This is a genomic window from Chimaeribacter arupi, from assembly GCF_002858805.1.
GTDB classification, from domain to species: Bacteria; Pseudomonadota; Gammaproteobacteria; order Enterobacterales; family Enterobacteriaceae; genus Chimaeribacter; species Chimaeribacter arupi.
On the sequence record NZ_PJZI01000010.1, the window covers coordinates 22,056 to 41,640 of the forward strand.

The 19,585-nt window shown below is 55.9% G+C and carries 21 protein-coding genes, 1 pseudogene and 1 CRISPR repeat array; of the genes and pseudogenes, 11 read left to right on the forward strand and 11 right to left on the reverse strand.

The annotated features are described in order from the left end of the window. Nucleotides 1-4: 4 nt before the first annotated feature. Nucleotides 5-994: a succinylglutamate desuccinylase gene (astE, locus tag CYR52_RS07900; protein WP_101828376.1), complete on the forward strand. Its 990-nt coding sequence runs from the start codon at nt 5-7 to the stop codon at nt 992-994. 10 nt (nt 995-1,004) lie between these two features. Further along, nucleotides 1,005-2,444, forward strand: coding sequence for an amino acid permease (locus CYR52_RS07905; protein WP_072927308.1), 1,440 nt, complete (start codon nt 1,005-1,007; stop codon nt 2,442-2,444). A gap of 79 nt (nt 2,445-2,523) precedes the next feature. On the opposite strand, the gene CYR52_RS07910 is transcribed toward CYR52_RS07905, so the two are convergent. Further along, nucleotides 2,524-2,787, reverse strand: coding sequence for a type II toxin-antitoxin system RelB/DinJ family antitoxin (locus CYR52_RS07910; protein WP_101828377.1), 264 nt, complete (start codon nt 2,785-2,787; stop codon nt 2,524-2,526). A 192-nt stretch (nt 2,788-2,979) separates the two neighbouring features. Here CYR52_RS07910 and CYR52_RS07915 point away from each other — a divergent pair, with 192 nt between their 5' ends. Together CYR52_RS07915 and CYR52_RS07920 are read left to right on the forward strand one after the other, a co-directional pair. Beyond that, nucleotides 2,980-3,258 carry a type II toxin-antitoxin system RelE/ParE family toxin gene (locus CYR52_RS07915; RefSeq protein WP_101828378.1) on the forward strand — a complete coding sequence of 93 codons (279 nt, stop codon included), beginning with the start codon at nt 2,980-2,982 and terminating at the stop codon, nt 3,256-3,258. Then, on the forward strand, nt 3,258-3,542 hold the full coding sequence (locus tag CYR52_RS07920; protein WP_072927306.1) for a HigA family addiction module antitoxin: 285 nt from the start codon (nt 3,258-3,260) through the stop codon (nt 3,540-3,542). Before CYR52_RS07915 ends, CYR52_RS07920 begins: the two co-directional genes overlap by 1 nt. A gap of 110 nt (nt 3,543-3,652) precedes the next feature. Here CYR52_RS07920 and CYR52_RS07925 read toward each other — a convergent pair whose 3' ends face one another. The 9 genes and pseudogenes from CYR52_RS07925 to exbB form a co-directional block, all read right to left on the reverse strand. Beyond that, nucleotides 3,653-4,072: a hypothetical protein gene (locus CYR52_RS07925; protein WP_146001257.1), complete on the reverse strand. Its 420-nt coding sequence runs from the start codon at nt 4,070-4,072 to the stop codon at nt 3,653-3,655. After that, nucleotides 4,062-4,292 (reverse strand): annotated as a pseudogene (locus CYR52_RS07930) (polymorphic toxin type 44 domain-containing protein); the annotation flags it as partial. The gene CYR52_RS07925 and the pseudogene CYR52_RS07930, both read right to left, overlap by 11 nt. A gap of 96 nt (nt 4,293-4,388) precedes the next feature. Then, nucleotides 4,389-4,832 carry a hypothetical protein gene (locus CYR52_RS07935; protein WP_072927302.1) on the reverse strand — a complete coding sequence of 148 codons (444 nt, stop codon included), beginning with the start codon at nt 4,830-4,832 and terminating at the stop codon, nt 4,389-4,391. Next, a complete protein-coding gene (locus CYR52_RS07940) occupies nt 4,829-5,191 on the reverse strand; it encodes a tlde1 domain-containing protein (RefSeq protein WP_072927300.1) in 363 nt (120 codons plus the stop codon). Before CYR52_RS07940 ends, CYR52_RS07935 begins: the two co-directional genes overlap by 4 nt. A 49-nt stretch (nt 5,192-5,240) precedes the next feature. Next, on the reverse strand, nt 5,241-5,717 hold the full coding sequence (locus CYR52_RS07945) for an Hcp family type VI secretion system effector (RefSeq protein ID WP_101828380.1): 477 nt from the start codon (nt 5,715-5,717) through the stop codon (nt 5,241-5,243). Nucleotides 5,718-5,955: 238 nt separating this feature from the next. Further along, nucleotides 5,956-6,716: direct repeats of the CRISPR family, unit length 29 nt; unit sequence CGGTTTAGCCCCGCTCTCGCGGGGAACAC. Nucleotides 6,717-6,910: 194 nt separating this feature from the next. Beyond that, nucleotides 6,911-7,930 (reverse strand): TerC/Alx family metal homeostasis membrane protein, encoded by a 1,020-nt coding sequence (locus CYR52_RS07950; protein WP_072927292.1) that lies wholly within the window; start codon nt 7,928-7,930, stop codon nt 6,911-6,913. A gap of 206 nt (nt 7,931-8,136) precedes the next feature. Continuing rightward, nucleotides 8,137-8,616, reverse strand: coding sequence for a cold shock domain-containing protein (locus CYR52_RS07955; protein ID WP_101828419.1), 480 nt, complete (start codon nt 8,614-8,616; stop codon nt 8,137-8,139). Between the two features lie 143 nt (nt 8,617-8,759). Further along, entirely contained in the window at nt 8,760-9,185 is a 426-nt protein-coding gene (gene exbD, locus CYR52_RS07960) for a TonB system transport protein ExbD (RefSeq protein WP_072927290.1), read from the reverse strand. A 6-nt stretch (nt 9,186-9,191) separates the two neighbouring features. After that, nucleotides 9,192-10,124, reverse strand: coding sequence for a tol-pal system-associated acyl-CoA thioesterase (gene exbB / locus CYR52_RS07965; protein ID WP_241521544.1), 933 nt, complete (start codon nt 10,122-10,124; stop codon nt 9,192-9,194). Nucleotides 10,125-10,553: 429 nt separating this feature from the next. On the opposite strand from exbB, the gene CYR52_RS07970 reads away from it, so the two are divergent. From CYR52_RS07970 to dkgA, 7 genes are all read left to right on the forward strand, one after another. Further along, nucleotides 10,554-11,531 (forward strand): TRAP transporter substrate-binding protein, encoded by a 978-nt coding sequence (locus CYR52_RS07970; protein ID WP_072927286.1) that lies wholly within the window; start codon nt 10,554-10,556, stop codon nt 11,529-11,531. Between the two features lie 36 nt (nt 11,532-11,567). Then, complete coding sequence (locus CYR52_RS07975; protein WP_072927284.1) at nt 11,568-12,080, forward strand: TRAP transporter small permease; 513 nt, start codon at nt 11,568-11,570, stop codon at nt 12,078-12,080. Between the two features lie 15 nt (nt 12,081-12,095). Continuing rightward, entirely contained in the window at nt 12,096-13,388 is a 1,293-nt protein-coding gene (locus tag CYR52_RS07980; RefSeq protein WP_101828382.1) for a TRAP transporter large permease, read from the forward strand. Nucleotides 13,389-13,592: 204 nt separating this feature from the next. Further along, complete coding sequence (gene metC / locus CYR52_RS07985; RefSeq protein WP_072927282.1) at nt 13,593-14,786, forward strand: cystathionine beta-lyase; 1,194 nt, start codon at nt 13,593-13,595, stop codon at nt 14,784-14,786. 91 nt (nt 14,787-14,877) lie between these two features. After that, nucleotides 14,878-15,540, forward strand: coding sequence for a DedA family protein (locus CYR52_RS07990; protein ID WP_072927281.1), 663 nt, complete (start codon nt 14,878-14,880; stop codon nt 15,538-15,540). A 266-nt stretch (nt 15,541-15,806) separates the two neighbouring features. Further along, nucleotides 15,807-17,054: a porin gene (locus CYR52_RS07995; protein WP_101828383.1), complete on the forward strand. Its 1,248-nt coding sequence runs from the start codon at nt 15,807-15,809 to the stop codon at nt 17,052-17,054. 320 nt (nt 17,055-17,374) lie between these two features. After that, nucleotides 17,375-18,193: a 2,5-didehydrogluconate reductase DkgA gene (dkgA, locus tag CYR52_RS08000; RefSeq protein WP_072927279.1), complete on the forward strand. Its 819-nt coding sequence runs from the start codon at nt 17,375-17,377 to the stop codon at nt 18,191-18,193. A gap of 54 nt (nt 18,194-18,247) precedes the next feature. Here the strand turns inward: dkgA and CYR52_RS08005 are convergent, their stop codons facing one another. Next, nucleotides 18,248-19,582, reverse strand: coding sequence for a PTS sugar transporter subunit IIC (locus CYR52_RS08005; protein WP_072927275.1), 1,335 nt, complete (start codon nt 19,580-19,582; stop codon nt 18,248-18,250). Nucleotides 19,583-19,585 lie beyond the last annotated feature (3 nt).

Sequence of the window (19,585 nt, forward strand, 5' to 3'; positions counted from 1 at the left end):
CGACATGCAGCCATTGACCGATCAACTGTTGCACTGCGCCCTGCCCGACCTGCCCCTGCCCGCCGCCCTTCACCCGCGCTGGCTGGCGGAAGGCGTAGTAGCCCTGCGGCCGGAACACGCCCGGCGGGCGGTGGTGGTATCGGCGGGCATCCACGGCAACGAGACCGCGCCGATCGAACTGCTGCTGGAATTGCTGGCGGCGATCAGCGCCGGGTCGCTGCGCCCGGATGCCGCCCTGCTGCTGGTGTTCGGTAACCTGCCGGCGATGCGCGCCAACCGCCGTTACCTGCACCATGACATGAACCGGCTGTTCGGCGGCCGCCACCGCACTGCCCCACGCAGCCATGAGGCAACGCGCGCGGCGGAGCTGGAGGCGGTCACCACCGCGTTCTTTGACCACCCTGGCACCCCGGCGGGTGATCGCTGGCACCTGGATATGCACACCGCGATCCGCGGTTCCCTTTACCCGCAGTTCGCGCTGGTGCCTTACCACGCGCACCCCTACTCGCCCGCCTTTTTTGATCTGCTGGCGGCGGCTGAGCTGGATGCGGTGGTGCAGCACACCCAGGCGGGCGGCACTTTCAGCCACTTCGTCAGTGAGCAGTTCCAGGCGCAGAGCGTGACGCTGGAGCTGGGCAAGGCGCGGCCGTTCGGCCAGAACGACCTGCCGCAGTTCGCGCCCACCGGCCGGGCGATCCGCGCCCTGATCACCGGTGCCGCGCTGCCGGCACGGCAAAAGCCGCCTGTCCGCCACTTTACGGTGGCAGAGAGCCTGATCAAAACCAGTGAGCACTTCACCCTGAACCTGCCGGACGCGGCGGAGAACTTCACCTGCCTGCCGCCCGGTTATGAGATTGCCGCCCAGCCGGATCGCCGCTGGATCGTCAGTGACACCGCCCGGCATATCCTGTTCCCCAATGCCGGGGTGGCGACGGGCCTGCGGGCCGGGCTGCTGCTGGCACCGGGCGCGCCGCACCTTTCCCTACCAGAGTGACAGGAACCCTATGACAGAAAAAAAATCACCACGGCCGGGCACCCCGGCTGGGGATCAGCACGGCCCGGAGACCCTGCACCGCGGCCTGAGCGCCCGCCATATCCAGTTGATTTCCCTGGGGGGCGCCATCGGCACCGGCCTGTTTATGGGGGCCGGGAAAACCATCGCCGTGTCCGGCACGTCGATCCTGATCACCTATGTGGTGGTCGGCTTCTTTATGTTTATGGTGATGCGGGCGATGGGTGAGCTGCTGCTCACTAAGCTTGAGTACCGCTCGTTTGCAGATTTTGTGTCAGATTATCTCGGCCCCAAAGCCAGCTTTTTCCTCGGCTGGTCTTATTGGCTGAGCTGGGTGGTGACCTGCATCGCGGATGTGGTGGTGTGCGGCGGGTATGTGCAGTACTGGCTGCCGCACCTTTCGCCGTGGATCCCGGCGCTGTTCACCCTGGCGTTGCTGTTCCTGTTTAACCTGCTGTCGGTGAAGATGTTTGGTGAGGCGGAGTTCTGGTTTGCCCTAATCAAAATCATTGCGATAGTGGCGCTGATTGTCACCGGCATCTGGATGGTTGCCACCGGCTGGACGTCGCCGGACGGCGTGCGCGCCTCGCTCGGCAACCTCACTGACACCGCCGTCTTTATGCCGCACGGTGTGGTGGGCTTTTTTGCCGGGTTCCAGATCGCCATTTTCTCCTATACCGGCATTGAGCTGCTGGGCACCATGACCGCCGAGACGCGCGAGCCGGAGAAGATTCTGCCGAAAGCGATCAACGCGATCCCGCTGCGCATCATCCTGTTTTACGTGCTGTCGATGGTGGTGATTATCGCCGTGACGTCCTGGCAGCACATCTCGCCCGACACCAGCCCGTTCGTCACGCTGTTTGCCAAGGCGGGGCTGCCGGCCGCAGCGGCGGTGATTAACTTTGTCGCGCTGACCTCGGCGATGTCGTCTGCCAACAGCGGCGTCTACTCCAGCACCCGGATGCTGTATGGCCTGTCGATGGAGAAACACGCGCACTGGCAGTTCCGCATTTTGTCACGCACCACGGCCATCCCGGTGCGCAGCCTGATCTTCTCCATCTTCTGTATGTTGAGCGGCACCCTGCTGCTGTTCCTGGTGCCGAACGTGATGACGCTGTTCACCATCGTCTCGACGCTGGCCGCCATTCTGGTGATCTACAGCTGGGGGATGATCCTGATGGCCTATCTGGTCTACCGGAAACGCCGCCCGGATCTGCACCAGCAGGCGATATTCAAAATGCCCGCCGGTATTTTCCTGTGCCGCCTGAGCCTGCTGTTTTTCCTGTTCTCACTGGTGATCATGGTGTTCGACCCGGACACGCGCATCGCGCTGTTCTCGATGCCGCTCTGGTTTATCCTGCTGGCGGTTATCTGGCGGATAAAGGTGAAACGGGAAAACACAAAGCTGTATAAGCTGGAAGGGAATATGTAGGGAGTGGGGAAATAGAATTATCTTTTAATTTCTAAAACCGACATAAAATGTCGGTTTTTTATTAGATTTAGATTATGCGCTACTTCAGACCTAACTGTTTAAATAAATCTTCCGCATTTTCTGCTTTATGTACGTCGATTCCACGCAGACTTTTTTCGATAGTGGCTTTCGTCTTTTCATTCGGTACATAAATATCAAAGGGCATTGCCCGCTCATGTGCAACTTTCGTTAGTGCCATACGAAGAAATTGAGGAATCGTCAGGCCCATTTCTGAAAGTACCTGTTCTGCCTCATCCTTCAGGGCCTTGTCAATCCGGGCACATACTATCGCATTTGCCGCCATGCTAAACCCTCCATTAATTAAGCGGCTTAATTGTAGCCCTTCGTTGCTACGAAGGATAATGCCTTGTAAGAATGATCGGCCCAATCACGCTCTCACGGTTTAAGATCAATACGCTTATTTTAGCAGCAACACCTGTTCCATCATGTGGAACACCTGCTATACTGTTCCGCATGACGGAACAGGGATGAAACCATGATCAAAAGCTTTAAACATAAAGGATTAAAGAATTTTTTCCTTAAAAATGACAGTAGCGGCATTGAACAAAAGCTGGTTAACCGGATTAAAACACGCCTTACGGTGATTGATGCCGCTGACCGTATAGACGCAGTTGATATGCCGGGGTATGACCTGCACCCGCTTAAAGGAGATCGCAAAGATATTTGGTCGATCAGTGTCTCCGGCAACTGGCGCATCACGTTTAAATTTGCCAATGGTGATGCTGAAATTCTTAACCTGGAGGATTACCACTAATGCGAATGGCTAACCCCGCCCATCCTGGCGAAATCATTGCTGAAGCGCTGGAAGATATGAATGTCAGCCTCCGTCAATTTGCTAAAGCGATGGAGATCGCGCCCTCAACGGCCAGCCGGTTAATTTCCGGACATACTGCCGTCACGCCAGAAATGGCCCTTAAGCTTTCCGCCGTAATTGGCAGCACGCCGGAAACCTGGCTAAAAATTCAGGCCACGTACAGCCTGTTTATCGCCAGACAGCTAACCGATGTCAGCCATTTACACAGACTCGCCTTCGCCTGAAGGCGAGAAGTTATCCCCGCGAAAGCGGGGAACACAGACTGACGAACAATGAATGTCTCGATCAGCTCGGTTTAGCCCCGCTCTCGCGGGGAATTTTTTGTTATGGCTCACTACTGAATGTCGTAGGCAAGATGAACGCTCACGGTTTCCCCATTAACGGTATAGTGCGCGGTCTCATCCAGTGAATAGACCCGGCCGCGATATACAATTCTGACACGGTCATTTTCTGCGCTGATAGCAGCGATATCGCCTGTTCCCTCAAGGAATGGAAAGCTGTCATGTAATGCACTGACCACCTCACCTTCAGAACCGGATATTTTCGACGAAAGATAGTAACGGTACACAATAGGAACCGTGGCGTTTCCGCTGCTGTTGCGGGTGGTGTAGAGCCACAACGCCGGGGTGACCTGGCGGCTGGCATGGAAGACGTCATCCGCTTTGTAATCTGCTGTCCGGTTCAGCAGCAAAAACCCCACTACTACGATAAACAACACCAGGGTCGTCAGCCCATGTACCCACTTAAAAACCACACTGATGTGCATACCTGATGCCCTCCCGGATGGCACGCTGATCTTCCGGGTCATCCCCATACGGGGGTTTTCTATACCAGTAGCCCCATTTCTCCGGTTGCGACGTGCCGGCCCATGACTGGGCGAACCCCGCCCCCATCAGCAGAATATCTTCAGGGATACCGGCCACCGTACCGGTCGCGCCATAATTGAAATTTCCAAAACTCGCCCATGACCGATTTTTCTGCTTGTAATCCCAGGGGCCGTGATTGCGGACGGTTTAGCCCCGCTCTCGCGGGGAACACCGTAAAAAACATTTATTGCTTTAATGATTTTTTTAAAAATCACGTTTAACGATGATATAGCCATTAAACCTTACTGAGCAGTCGTTATCACTGGCAAATGCTGAAGCCAGAAAAACGTTTTCCTTTCCTTCTTTATTTTTAAAAGTGTATTCAGCAATTATATTTCTTGCATGGTCAGCCATAAATCCCTGAGCATATTCCTCTGCCGTTGTACGATCTTCGCTATGTTCACCACTCAGGCGTTTTTCCTCCTTGCCGTATACGATTGCCAGTGGATACGTAACAGGAGTAATCGAAACTATTTTTGTTTGGGTTTTTCCTTCATTGATATTTTCCCGTACCAGCTTCAGGTCATCCAGCATTGTAATATACATGGCAGAGCCAATGCCATTATTTAGTTTTATACATTCATCCGGCGTGACGGCAGAGAAAGCATAGAAACTAAAAAACCCCAACGTCAATATTGGGAGCTTCATAATACGATTAATTCCTTATCACCAGATTCATAGAGCACTCGTCTGAATGTCGGATGGAGAATAATGCATCCATTCGATGCTGTTCCTTTGCTATTTCCACCATGTATTAAGAACCCATTTCTTCCACACATATTATTAGTAGAATAAGGTTGCAGACGCAGTGTATAGGGGCCAGCGTGATGGTGTCTGAAAGGCTTGCCGACTATCTTATACTTTCCTCGCGGCAAAGGCCCTTTGTTGACTACACATTCGAAATCAGGCTCATTTTTATAACCAGGAGCCCCAGCATAATCAGCGCTGAATTTATAAACACCATTTTGTTCAAACGACCTTTTTCTTACATTATAAACCCATGTCATTCAAACCTCCTTATATGGCGCCTTTCAGCGCCATTAAACACACTTCTTTTTATCGGTTCTTCCACGAGTCAGAGTGAGCCAAATTACCATCACAGTATTTCCAGGTAATCTTCTCATAGCGAAGGGTAACTAATTCAAGATGATTTGTACTTTCGAAGGCTTTAATATTGTGCATTATCGTTTTTACTGAAACAACCGTAACACCTTCAAGTAGTATATTGTAATATTCCTCCTCTCTCCCTGCATCATTGATTCTGTACCATTTAAACTCAGCACTTTTTAGTGTTTGACCGGTGGTTGATGCTTTATAAAGCAATGGGCTTGAACTATCAATTTCTTTTTCAAATTCTAATGCATCATGAATTCGCGGCCCGGTTATTTGACCTGTGTGCCCATCGGTAGGAATGTCCACTCCATGCATAAAGCTTAGCACTTCAATACTGTTTTCCCGGCCACGCACGTCAACCAACCCTTTAATTAGTGCACCACCATCATCTTTTAACCATAAATAGGGAGGGATAGCCATTATTAAACTCCTAATTGATTAGAAAAGCTTGCATAGTTTGCGCCTGATAAAAGCCAATAACAAATACTAAAAATCAATAAACATGGGGATAAACATAGTCATGAAAAATAAATAAAACAGGGAATGATTAAATCAATAACATTGAATTAAAATAATAGTCACATTATATAATGTGTATATCAGGCGTTTAGACAGCGTTCTCATATTGGATTACTACAATATTACAGGATCAGTCATAGTCTATATCCCCGCTCTCGCGGGGAACACTCCGTATCCGGCAGGGCTTCCAAGTAGTACGCCGGTTTAGCCCCGCTCTCGCGGGGAACACGGCTCCAGCGTCCAGAAATTTCCGCTGTTTTGCGGTTTAGCCCCGCTCTCGCGGGGAACACCTCATCCAGCCCCGATCGGATATCTGCCAGCACGGTTTAGCCCCGCTCTCGCGGGGAACACCGAACATTTGCCCGCATCTCCGGCCCGTGCGCCGGTTTAGCCCCGCTCTCGCGGGGAACACAAAAGAATTGGATGATTTTGTAGAAAAATACACGGTTTAGCCCCGCTCTCGCGGGGAACACAATTCATCAATTGAACGGAGTTGATATTTAATCGGTTTAGCCCCGCTCTCGCGGGGAACACGTGCTGTATCGCGTGCATGGGTATGTGAAAACCGGTTTAGCCCCGCTCTCGCGGGGAACACTAAACGAGGGAATATGCCTGGCGGTCAAAGTACGGTTTAGCCCCGCTCTCGCGGGGAACACGGCCGCTATAACTGGAACACCGGCTACGGCGGCGGTTTAGCCCCGCTCTCGCGGGGAACACATAGTCAACGGCGTCCACTGACAAAATGTACGCGGTTTAGCCCCGCTCTCGCGGGGAACACTTTGCCAGCCCTTCCAGGTTGCGGACGTGAGTCGGTTTAGCCCCGCTCTCGCGGGGAACACATAAGTTACTAAAATTTCGTTTAATAAATCGACGGTTTAGCCCCGCTCTCGCGGGGAACACTCTTATCGTATTTCTTTGATTATAAAAACTTTTTTAAACAGCTAAAATTCTACCGATTTTTTTACGATGATTATGCGATATAAATCATTGATTCTTCAGAACGTTATAAAATTCAGAATGCGTTTTATGGTATTCACCAGCCGGAAAAAGAAAAACCCCGGCAAGCCGGGGTTTTTTCAGGATTGCTGAGAGAATTATTTCTCTTTAGCAGGGAACAGCACGCTGGCGAGGATGCCGAGGCCCAGCACAATCAGTACGATATAGAGGCTGGTGTTGATGCCGATCTCGTAACCGTGGTGCCAGAGGTGGTCGCTGGCGTTCAGGCCGAGTTTGAAGGCGATAAAGAACAGCAACACCACTACCGCTTTCTCCAGGTGCGACAGATAGCGGCGCAGCGCTTCCAGCACAAAGTAGAGCGCGCGCAGGCCGAGGATGGCGAACATCATCGCGGAGTAGACAATCAGCGGCTCACGGCTCACGGCGATCACCGCCGGAACGCTGTCAAAGGCGAACATCACGTCCGACAGCTCCACCACAGCCACACACAGCAGCAGCGGCGTGGCGTAGCGTGCGCCCTTCTTCACCGTGAAGGCAAAGCCCTTGTTCTGCGGCTTCTCCAGCTCAGCAGAGACTTCGCTGGCTTTCAGCAGGAAGCGGTCACCGGCCAGTTTCGGCCAGACCGGGAAGAAACGGCGCACCAGACGGTTGGCAAAGTGATCAGAGTAATCGTCGATCTCTTCATCATCTTCACCGGAGCGCAGCATCATCACTGCCGTCCAGGCGACAATCACCGCAAACACCATCTCTACCCACGGCCCCAGTGACAGCAGCGCCGTACCAAAGGCGACAAAAATACCGCGGAACACAATTGCCCCGATCACGCCCCAGTAAAGCACGCGGTGGCGCAGGCCATCCGGCACTTTGAACCAGGCGAAAATCGCCATCATCACGAACAGGTTGTCTACCGACAACACTTTCTCCAGCGCGTAACCGGTAATGAACAGGTTAGCGACAGCCGCACCGTGGTGGATATAGAGGAAACCGGCGAAACCCAGGGCGGTCGCCACCCAGAAAATCGACCAGCCTACCGCGCTTTTCAGGCTGATGGCGTGGTTGCCGCGGTGGGCAAGCAGGTCAATCAGCAGCGCGGCAACCGACAGACCAACGAATACGCTGACCGTCTCCAGAGGAAAACCAATATGAACAGACTCCATTATCTCTTCTCAATTCAAAATGTTACCGGAAACGGTAACCAGGTTAGTTTTTTATAGGGGTGCCGCAGCAGGGTGCGCGGCGTCACCATTTTAGCAGCAGAGCCGCCGATCATCAGACATAAACAACATGAAACTATCAATGACACGGGGGAAAAGCAGAAGGGAAAGGCCTGCCGCGCGTCAGCTGACGGCCGCAGGCCGGGCAATCAGAGGTTTTTCAGCGCCTTCATGGTCTCTTCAATATCAATCTCCAGCTCGGAGAAAGTGAAGGTTTTATTCTGGAAGGTCGTGACGTTCAGCATCTCCAGCGGGCGGGTCGCGCCCTTCTCCACCTCTTGTTTCGGGCGGATGCGCTCCATCAGCAACCCGGCGGAGAGCACGGCGTTCTCTTTGTCGATCTGCGCCTCAACCGGCACCTGTTTGGTGAAACGGTTGAACGACTTGATGCTGGTGATTTTGATGCGCTCACCGGCAATGTGGATGTATTTGCTCTCTACCGCCACTTTCACCGCGTAGGCCGACAGCCCTTTGTTATTGGTGGTCGGCTCAAACGTCACGGCGGCATTCTTTTTCAGCAGCTCCGGATTCGCCACTTTGACAACGTGAAAATACCGGTTGTCGCCGTTTTCATCTTTAATAAATCCGAATCCTTTGTCTTCGAAATATGTCGTAATTGTACCGTGCATCATAGTTACCGCCTGACCTGTCAACAAAACGCCTATTTTAGTCGAGCCACACGCAGAAGTCGCCTGCTTTACCGCACTTCCTGCCCGGTGCGCGGCCATAAAAAAACGGCCTCCGGGGAGGCCGTTTTCAATACGGGGCGGGCTTACTGCGCGCCGGTGTGCTCCATGCCCACCAGCCCGACTTTGAGGTAACCCGCCTGACGCAGCGCGTCCATCACGCCCATCATCGTTTCGTAGTCCACGGATTTGTCCGCGCGGAAGAAAATGGTGGTCTCTTTGTCGCCGTGGGTCTGCTGCGCCAGTTGTGCGGTGAGTTGCTCACGCGGCACCGGCACATCGCCGACAAACAGCTGTTTCTCCGCATTGACCGTCAGGAACAGCGGTTTTTCCGGGCGCGGCGACGGCTTGCTGGTCGAGGCCGGCAGGTTAACCCGCACGTCCACCGTGGCCAGCGGTGCGGCCACCATAAAGATGATCAGCAGAACCAACATCACGTCGATAAACGGCGTCACGTTGATCTCATGCATTTCCCCGCTTTCATCCAGGTCGTCATTCAAACGCATCGCCATCGTCAGTTACCCCACGCGCAGTTGCGGATTCGCGCGTTTGGTACCGGCGTTGGCCGCCAGGTCCAGGTCACGCCCCTGCAACAGCAGCAACTGGGCCGCGACATCCCCCAGCAGGTGGCGGTAGCCGGCAATCAGGCGGGCGAAGATGTTGTAGATCACCACCGCCGGAATCGCGGCCACCAGCCCGATGGCGGTCGCCAGCAGCGCTTCCGCAATGCCCGGTGCCACCACGGCGAGGTTGGTGGTCTGGGTTTCGGCGATGCCGATAAAGCTGTTCATGATGCCCCAGACGGTGCCGAACAGGCCGACAAACGGCGAAATCGCGCCGATGGTCGCCAGGAAACCGTTGCCGCGCCCCATGTGGCGGCCGGCAGCCGCCACGCGGCGCTCCAGGCGGAAGCTGGTACGGTCTTTAATCCCGGCGATGTCAGCAGACTGCGCCGACAGCTCCAGCTCGTTTTGTGCATCGGCCAGCAACCGGGCGCTGAGGCTCTTGTCATCAAAGCCCTCCATCACGGCAGCGGCTTCGTCCAGCGTGGTCACCGGGGCCAGCGCGCGCAGCTCACGGCGCAGGCGGCGTTTGGCGGCCAGCAACTCGCTGCCCTTGGCAAACAGGATCGCCCAGGTGACCACTGAGGCCAGCAGCAGGCCAATCATCACGGTTTTCACCACCGCGTCGGCGTGGTGATACATCCCAAGCACGGACAAGTCCTGCGGAATGACCGGCTGGGCGGCAGGCGCGGACGGCTGCGGATCCGCGGCCATCACCGGGGCCGCCGGGGCGGCGTCTGCCTGCGCGCTCTGCGCAGCCGGCGCGGTAGTGGTTGCCGGGGCCGCCAGTGCCGGGCCGCTCAGCCCGGCCATCAGGCACAGGGAGGCCAGCGCCAGCCGGCCGCGGCGCGGTGTTGTTTTCTGTACTGCCACGGCAGATGTGGGCATCCCCAACTTCATCATCATGCGAGCCAATTTCACGCTACGCCTCCACCCTAAATCATCAACGTTGGAAGAAATAAATCAGTGCGGGATCATATCAAACACAGCGCGGATTGATAGTGGTTCTCATTATTATTTACGTACGCAAGAGATCAAGGTCAAAGCAAGTGGAATATCCATAAGAAAAGCCGGCAGCACGCAGAGAGGATGCCGGAAAGCCGGGGCGGGAAGCGCTGTTTTTTTAGCCACATCACAAATCCGGAGGCCGCGCCAGCGCTGGCCGTGACGCAGATCGGATTTGCTTTAAAAAGCCATTTCAAGAAATTTTCAATAGCATTTCAAAGTGTATAATCGCGTTAATAAAATGTTTCAAATTTAACAAACCCGCATTTTCCACTTACTTTTCCCGGCTTTTTCCTGCCCCTGGAGAGCATCATGATACTGCGAAAATCCCTGCTGGCCCTGAGCCTGTTTTCCACCACGCTGTTTATCAGCCATCAGACCCTCGCCCAGACCATTAAAGCCGCGGATGTGCATCCGCAGGGTTACCCGAATGTGGTGGCGGTGCAGCATATGGGCGAAAAACTGGAGAAAGCCACCGACGGGCGGCTGGAGATCAAAACCTTTCCCGGCGGCGTGCTGGGCGATGAGAAACAGATGATCGAGCAGGCGCAGATTGGCGCCATTGATCTGATCCGCGTGTCGATGGCCCCGGTCGCCGCTATTCTGCCGGAGATTGAGGTCTTCACCCTGCCCTATATTTTCCGCGATGAAGAGCATATGCATAAGGTGCTCGACAGCCAAGTCGGGCAGGAGATCGGCAATAACATCACCAATGACCCGAAATCCCGGCTGGTATTCCTCGGCTGGATGGATTCCGGCACCCGCAACATGATCACCAAAACCCCGCTGACCAAACCGGAAGACCTGAAAGGCATGAAGATCCGTGTGCAGGGCAGCCCGGTGGCGCTGGCGACGCTGAAAGCGATGGGGGCGAACGCGGTGGTGATGGGCGTGAGCGAAGTCTTCAGCGGGATGCAGACCGGCGTCATTGACGGCACGGAAAACAACCCGCCGACCTTTGTCGCGCATAACTATTTGCCGGTGGCGAAATATTACACCCTGACCCGCCACTTCATTATTCCCGAGCTGTTCCTCTACTCCAAAACCAAATGGGACAAATTAAGCAGCGAGGATCAGCAACTGCTCCTGAAGCTGGCCAAAGAGGCGCAGGCCGAACAGCGCCAGCTCTGGGCCGCGTATAACGAAAAAGCGTTGCAGACCATGAAAGCCGGCGGCGTGACCTTCCAGGAGATGGACACCAAATATTTCTATGACGCCACCCAGCCGGTGCGCGATCAGTTCGGCAAAGCCCATCAGGATCTGGTGAATAAAATCAACGACGTGAAATAAGCCCGTTCACGTCCAGCCTGTTAACCGGGGGAAAGTATGGCCCGTTATTATCTTTCGTCGATGGATGTGCTCTACCGGATAGCGATGTGGATTTCCGGCCTGGCACTGCTGCTGATGGTGGTGGTGATCCCCATCGGCATCTTCTACCGCTATACGCTGAACCAGGCGCTCTCCTGGCCGGAGCCGGTGTCGATCATCTGCATGGTGACCTTTACCTTTGTCGGCGCGGCGGTGAGTTACCGCGCCGGCTCGCACATCGCGGTCGGCATGGTCACTGACCGGCTGCCGCCGGTGTGGCAGAAGGTTTTCGCCACCGTGGCTGACCTGCTGATGCTGGCGCTGAGCCTGTTTATCCTGGTCTACAGCACCACATTGTGCCGCGAGCTCTGGGAGCAGCCGGTGGCGGATTTCCCGGTGCTGACGGCCGGGCAAACTTACCTGCCGCTGCCGATTGGCTCGGCGATTACCCTGCTGTTCGTGCTTGAACGGCTGATGCTGGGGCCGCAACACCATCGCCAGGCGGTGGTCTTCGGCACCTCGGAAACCTGATACGGGGCGACTCTGATGGATGCATTTATTCTGCTGTTCTCGCTGGGCGTGCTGCTGGCGATTGGCGTACCGGTGGCGTACGCCGTCGGGCTGAGTGCGGTGGTCGGCGCGCTGTGGATCGACCTGCCGCTGGAAGCGTTGATGATCCAGCTCACCAACGGGGTGAATAAGTTTTCCCTGCTGGCGATCCCGTTCTTTATCCTGGCTGGGGCCATCATGGCGGAGGGCGGCATCGCCCGGCGGCTGGTGAGTTTCGCCTATATCTTTGTCGGGTTTATCCGCGGCGGGCTGTCGCTGGTGAATATTATGGCCTCCACCTTCTTCGGCGCGATTTCCGGCTCGTCGGTGGCGGACACCGCCTCGATTGGCTCGGTGATGATCCCGGAGATGGACAAAAAGGGCTACCCGCGTGATTTCGCGGCGGCGGTCACCGCCAGCGGCTCGGTGCAGGCGATCCTGATCCCGCCCAGCCACAATGCGGTGATCTACTCGCTGGCCACCGGCGGCAGCGTCTCGGTGGCGGCGCTGTTTATCGCCGGGATTTTACCCGGCATCCTGCTCTGTTTGTCACTGATGGTGATGTGCGTCGGCTTTGCCCATGCGCGCGGCTACCCGAAAGGCGAGCGGGTGGCATTCCGTGATGCGCTGAAAATCTTCATCGACACCCTGTGGGGCCTGATGACGGTGGTGATCATCATGGGCGGCATCCTGAGCGGGATTTTTACCGCCACTGAGTCGGCGGCCATCGCCTGCCTCTGGGCGTTTTTCGTCACCATGTTTATCTACCGTGACTACAAATGGTCAGAGCTGCCGAAACTGATGTACCGCACGGTGAAAACCGTCACCATCGTCATGATCCTGATCGGCTTCGCTGCCTGCTTCGGCGCAGTGATGACGTTTATGCAACTGCCGACGCGCATCACCGACTTTTTCACCGCCTTCTCAGATAACAAATATGTCATCTTAATGTGCATTAATATCATGCTGTTGCTGGTCGGCACCCTGATGGACATGGCCCCGATTATCCTGATCCTGACGCCGGTGCTGCTGCCGGTCGCCACCTCGCTCGGCATCGACCCGGTGCACTTCGGCATGATCATGATGGTGAACCTCGGCATTGGCCTGATCACCCCGCCGGTCGGCTCGGTGCTGTTTGTCGCCAGTGCGGTGAGCAAGGAAAAAATTGAGGCCGTGGTGAAGGCGATGCTGCCGTTTTACGCCGTGCTGTTCTTTGTGCTGATGCTGGTGACTTACATCCCTGCGATTTCGCTCTACCTGCCCACCCTGTTCGGTGTGCACGCCGGTTAAGTTTTCCTCCCCTTTGCCCGTGTCGCGTCGTGACGGGCTTTTTTCATTTCCCCTGCGTCTGCCGGAGGTTTTTTCTCTTCTCCGGCAGAATGCCGTCTGAATCTGCTGTTTTTCCGCCCGGCGGGCAAAAGCATCCCCCGCCTGCCCGGCTGCGTGGTAAGTTAGGTGGAAGTTCGCAACATTAACAACAGGTAACCGGGCAACATGGCAGGAAAACATCGTGATACCGCGCTGGTCAGCGCCGGACGGCAGAAAAAATATACCCACGGCTCCGTGAATGCCGTGATCCAGCGGGCCTCCTCGCTGGTGTTTGATTCCGTGGCAGCGAAAAAACACGCCACCGCCCACCGTGCCCAGGGCGAGCTGTTCTACGGCCGCCGCGGCACCCTGACCCACTTCGCGTTCCAGGAGGCGATGACCGAGCTGGAAGGCGGGGCCGGATGCGTGCTCTACCCGTGCGGTGCGGCGGCGGTCAGCAATGCCATCCTCTCCTTTGTCAGCGCGGGCGACCATGTGCTGGTAACAGGCTCTGCCTACGAGCCGACGCAGGATTTTTGCAGCAAAGTGCTGGCGAAAATGCAGGTCAGCACCACCTATTTCCCGCCGATGATTGGCGCAGGCATCGCGGAGCTGGTGCAGCCCAACACCAAAGTGCTGTTTCTGGAATCCCCCGGTTCAATCACCCTGGAAGTGCCGGATATCCCGGCGATGGTCAGCGCCGTGCGCGCCGTGGCCCCGGACATCGTTATCATGATCGACAACACCTGGGCGGCGGGCATCCTGTTCCCGGCACTGGCGCATGATATCGACATCTCCATCCAGGCCGGCACCAAATACATCATCGGCCACTCCGATGCCATGATCGGCACTGCTGTCGCCAATGCGCGCTGCTGGGAACAGTTGCGTGAACACTCCTACCTGATGGGCCAGATGGTCGATGCCGACACCGCCTACATGGCGGCGCGCGGCCTGCGCACGCTGGGCGTCCGGCTCAGGCAGCATGAGGCCAGCAGCCTGCGGGTGGCGCGCTGGCTGCAAACCTGCCCGGAAGTGGCCGAAGTGCGCCACCCGGCGTTGCCCGGCTGCCCCGGCCATGAATTTTTCCAGCGTGATTTCAACGGCAGCGCGGGCCTCTTCGCCTTTATTCTGAAAGCGCGTCTGACTGACGCCCAACTGGCGCACTACCTCGACCACTTCAGCCACTTCAGCATGGCCTATTCGTGGGGCGGGTTTGAGTCGTTGATTCTGGCGAACCAGCCGGAAGAGTTGCAGGCGATCCGCCCGGCGGAGAGACTCCCCTTCAGCGGCACCCTGGTGCGGCTGCACATCGGCCTGGAAGATTGCGACGATTTGATTGAGGATCTGGCCGCCGGGTTCGCCCGCCTGCGTACCGCCTGATCGCCTGCCGCCCCCGGCGCACTATAATGAGAGTATATTGACGGTGCGCCGGGCCCGATTGGCGCACGTTTTATTCGCAACGGGAAGAACAATGGAAGTACTGAGACATATTCTCCACGCGCTCTGGCAGCAGGACTTCAGCGCGCTGGCCGATCCGGGCGTGATCTGGATTATCTATGGCGTGCTGTTTGCCACCCTGTTTCTGGAAAACGGCTTATTACCCGCCTCCTTTTTACCGGGCGACAGCCTGTTGCTGCTGGCGGGGGCGCTGGTGGCCAAAGGGGTGATGAGCTTTATCCCTACGCTGCTGATCCTCACCGCGGCGGCCAGCCTCGGCTGCTGGCTGAGCTACCTGCAGGGGCGCTGGCTCGGTGACACGCGGCTGGTGCGCCGCTGGCTGCTGCAACTGCCCGCCCATTACCACCAGCGGGCCTTTACCCTGTTCAACCGGCACGGGCTGATGGCGCTGCTGGCTGGGCGTTTCCTGGCTTTTGTGCGCACCCTGTTGCCGACGATGGCCGGTATCTCCGGGCTGAGCAATACCCGCTTCCAGTTCTTTAACTGGCTGAGCGGCGCGCTGTGGGTCAGTGTGGTGGTGACGCTTGGTTTCGCCTTCAGCCAGATCCCGCTGGTGAAGCGCCATGAAGATGCCGTGATGGCCGGGCTGATGGTCTTACCGATGCTGTTATTGGTGCTCGGGCTGGTGGGTGTGGTGGTCATGTATATCCGTAAAAAGCGCGCCCCTGCGCAATAACGTCAACCCGTAACGCGATCCATTAAAAAACCCTGCCGGGCATCTTGTCCGGCAGGGTTTTATTTATTCACGAAACACAGAAAATAATAAAATTCCTACGCATCAAATCCATTAATTAAATTCTAATTAAAAACTCATTAATAAACCATAAATTGAAAATTCCACCGAAGAACGATTATATAAAGCGCGAAAAGTTCAATTCTAAATAAATTTATTCGTTTCTTCCCCAATTAATAAGAGCCAACTCGATTAAGAAAGGATCTCCTATGTTTAAGAAAAATTTGATAGCAATGGCGCTTCCCCTGATGCTGGCAACGGCCGGTGCTCAGGCGACCAACCTGTATGACAACGAAGGCACTAAAATCGATTTCACCGGCTCCATCCGGTTAATGATGGAAAACTCCGACTCCCGGGACCAATATAACCCCGGTAAAGACTCCACCCAGCTGAAAGACCAGGATTCCCGCTTCGGCTTCAACTTTGACCACGCCTTTAACCAGGGCCAGGCACACGGCATCGGCTATCTGGAATTCGGTAACGATACCCAGAAAGGCGAAGGCGATTTTGAAATGGCCAACCGTCAGGGCTGGGCCGGTTTCCGCATGGACGGCATCGGTGATTTGACGTTCGGCCGCGTCACCTCCCCGTTCGATGACATGGCGCGTTCTGACTTCACCTATGAATACGGCGGCGCACTGGGCTTTGGTGCTTATAACGGCGGCTTTATCGGCCGTACCAGCGGCACCGGCACCGGGGAAGATGAGTTCATCGCCCGTGTGTCTAATACCATCCGGGTGATGAGTGCGGACTTCAACGGCTTCAGCTTCGGCGGCACCTACACGATGCAGACCGAGCAGGATGACGGTGACACCGGCCTGCAAAACGCCTATACCCTGGCGGCGTTCTATAACTTCGGCACTGACAATCTGGATATGTACGTGGGGGCCGGTTATGGCTATGCCCATCTGGATGAAAATGGGGTAAGCCTCGCGGCGAATGAATCAAACAGCAACTACGCCACGGTCAGCAACGGCAGCAACTATGACGGCGAAGACGGCACCGAGCAAATCTGGGGCTTGTCCGGTAAACTGACCCACAAACCAACCAACCTCTCCTTCGCCATCGACGTCGGCCAGATGTATCTGGATAACGTGATTTCAGGTGACGTAGGCTACGACGGCAGCCAGAACGCGGATAAAGCGCTGTTCTATGTGGGCGACACCGCGACTGTTAACCTGCTGGGCCTGGGCGTGAAATGGGCCTATGACGGCGACAGCAGCATCTACGGCGGTTACTACCTGAAAGATGCTGACGACGAGCTGTATGACTGGAAGGAACAGAAATATGTGGTCGGTACCGATTATTACTTCACTAAAAACGTCGTGATCTGGGGTGAATACGCCTATATCACCGCCGAGTCTGAAAAATGGACGGACGTTAATAACGTGCAACACGATTTCGCAACCGTCGGTGATGACAACCGTATCGCTGCCGGTATGCGTATTTATTTCTGATGAAATACGTTTTTCTGAAGAAGTAAAAAGACTGGGTTAGTGCCCGTTACCCTCATAACGGTATTAACAATAACCACTGTTATTTTTCCTTGATTTATTTTACGGCGCTCTCTGTGGCGCCGTTTTTTTATCTGCCGATGCGATGACTTTCCGCTTCCGGTTAATTATTCCCTTTACTCCCTTTCCCCGCCGCCCTGCGGAAAACAATGCGGGAAGTGAGCATATGACGCCCCTGCAAGTCATGGCATCTTGACTACACTAAGAGGTCATCAGCACTCTGTTCCGTGCTCTGCACGGGAAACCCGCATAAGGAGATACCCATGACGCAACCCATCATCAAACTGCACGATGGCAACCTGATGCCGCAACTGGGCCTTGGCGTCTGGCAGGCCAGCAATGAAGAAGTGCTCGTCGCCATTGAAAAAGCCCTGGAGACCGGTTATCGCCATATTGATACCGCGATGATCTACAAAAATGAGGAAGGGGTCGGCAATGCGCTTCAGTCAGCCTCGGTGCCGCGTGAGGAGCTGTTCATCACCACCAAACTGTGGAATGACGACCAGCAAAACGCGCAGGAGGCATTGGAAAAGAGCCTGGCGCGTTTAAAACTCGATTATGTGGATCTCTACCTGATCCACTGGCCGGAGCCGAAACAGGATAACTACATTGACGCCTGGAAAGCGCTGCTGAAGCTGAAAGAACAGGGCCTGACCAAAAGCGTCGGGGTGTGTAACTTCCACATCCCGCACCTGCAACGCCTGCTGGATGAAACCGGCAGTGCGCCGGTCATCAACCAGATTGAGCTGCACCCGCTGATGCAGCAACGCCCGCTGCACGCCTGGAACGCCACGCACAATATCGCCACGGAATCCTGGAGCCCGTTGGCCCAGGGCGGCGAAGGGGTATTTGACCAGCCGATCATCATGAAGCTGGCCGAGAAATATGAAAAGACCCCGGCGCAGATCGTCATCCGCTGGCACCTCGACAGCGGCCTGATTGTCATCCCGAAATCGGTCACGCCGAAGCGTATCGTAGAAAACTTCGATGTGTTTGATTTCCGCCTGGAAAAAGAGGAGATGAGCGAAATCGCCAAACTCGACAGCGGCAAGCGCCTCGGCCCGGATCCGGACACCAAATAATACCGGTCAGACAAAAAGAGCCTCTTTAGAGGCTCTTTTTATTTCTGCCTGCCCTCAGTGGGCGGCGCTGGCGGTGCTGCCGGCCTCCTCTTGAGCCACTGCGGCGGCTTCTTCCGCCTCCTGTTGCAGCAGTTGCCTTTCATACACTTTAAAGAATGGGTAATAGACCACCGCGGACACCAGCGCCAGCACCACCACCAGCAGCGCGGCGCGTAAGTCCCAGCCGGTGCCCCAGGCCGCGCCGATCGGTGCCGGGGCCGTCCACGGCACCACCGAGATAACCCGGCCAATCAGATCCATTTTGACGGCCGCATAGGCGATCACGGAATTTACCAACGGCGCGACGATAAACGGCAGGAAGAACGTCGGATTCATCACAATCGGCGTGCCGAAAATAACCGGCTCGTTAATGTTGAATGCGCTCGGCACCAGGCTGAGTTTACCAATCGCCCGCAGGTGCGCGCTGCGGCTGCGCAGGTAGAGCAGCACCAGCCCAAAGGTGGCACCGGAACCGCCAATCACAATAAAGAACGACCAGAACGCCTCCATAAACACATGCGGCAGCGGCAGCCCGGCGGCCAGGGAACTCTGGTTCACCCCGAGGTTGGTCAGCCAGAACGCCTGTAACATGCCGGAGACAATCACCGCGCCGTGAATGCCGGCAAACCAGAGCAGGTGCGCCAGCAGCACCGACAGCAAAATGGCCGGCAGCGAATCCGCCGCGGAGATCAGCGGCTGGAAGATCGCCATAATCGCCTGCGGCAGCAGCATCTGGAATTGGTTCTGGATCAGCAGGCTCAGCGGGTAGAGGGTCAGCACCACCACCAGAATCGGGATCAGCAAATCGAACGATTGTTTAATCTTGGCCGGTACCTGATCGGGCAGGCTGAAGCCGATGTTGTAGTGCTTCAGCAGCCGCACCAGCTCCGTGGTGTAGAGCGCCACCAGAATGGCGGTGAAGATGCCGATGCCGCCCAGCGCGCCGGTCGGCAGCGCCTTGTCCACCTGCGGGGCCGCCACCAGCAGGAAAGCCATCAGCGCCAGCATCGCCGCCATAAACGGGTCGAGCTTATAACTCTGCGCCAGGTTATAGGCGATGGCGGCGGTGATGTAGATCGACATCACCCCCATCGTCATATTAAACGGCGTCAGGATCTCGGTTTCATAGTTCCCGGCAATCGCCAGCCACCAGCGCGCCAGGCTCCAGCCGCTTTCCGCTGAAAAAGGCGGGTAAGCAAACACCAGCAAAAAAGAGCCGACGATCATAAACGGCATCGCCGAGATAAACCCATCCCGGATCGCCATCACATGGCGCTGGGTGGAGAGCCGGCCCGCAATCGGGCTGATGTGTGTTTCAATAAAGCTGAAAATAGACTGGCTGACGCTCATGAA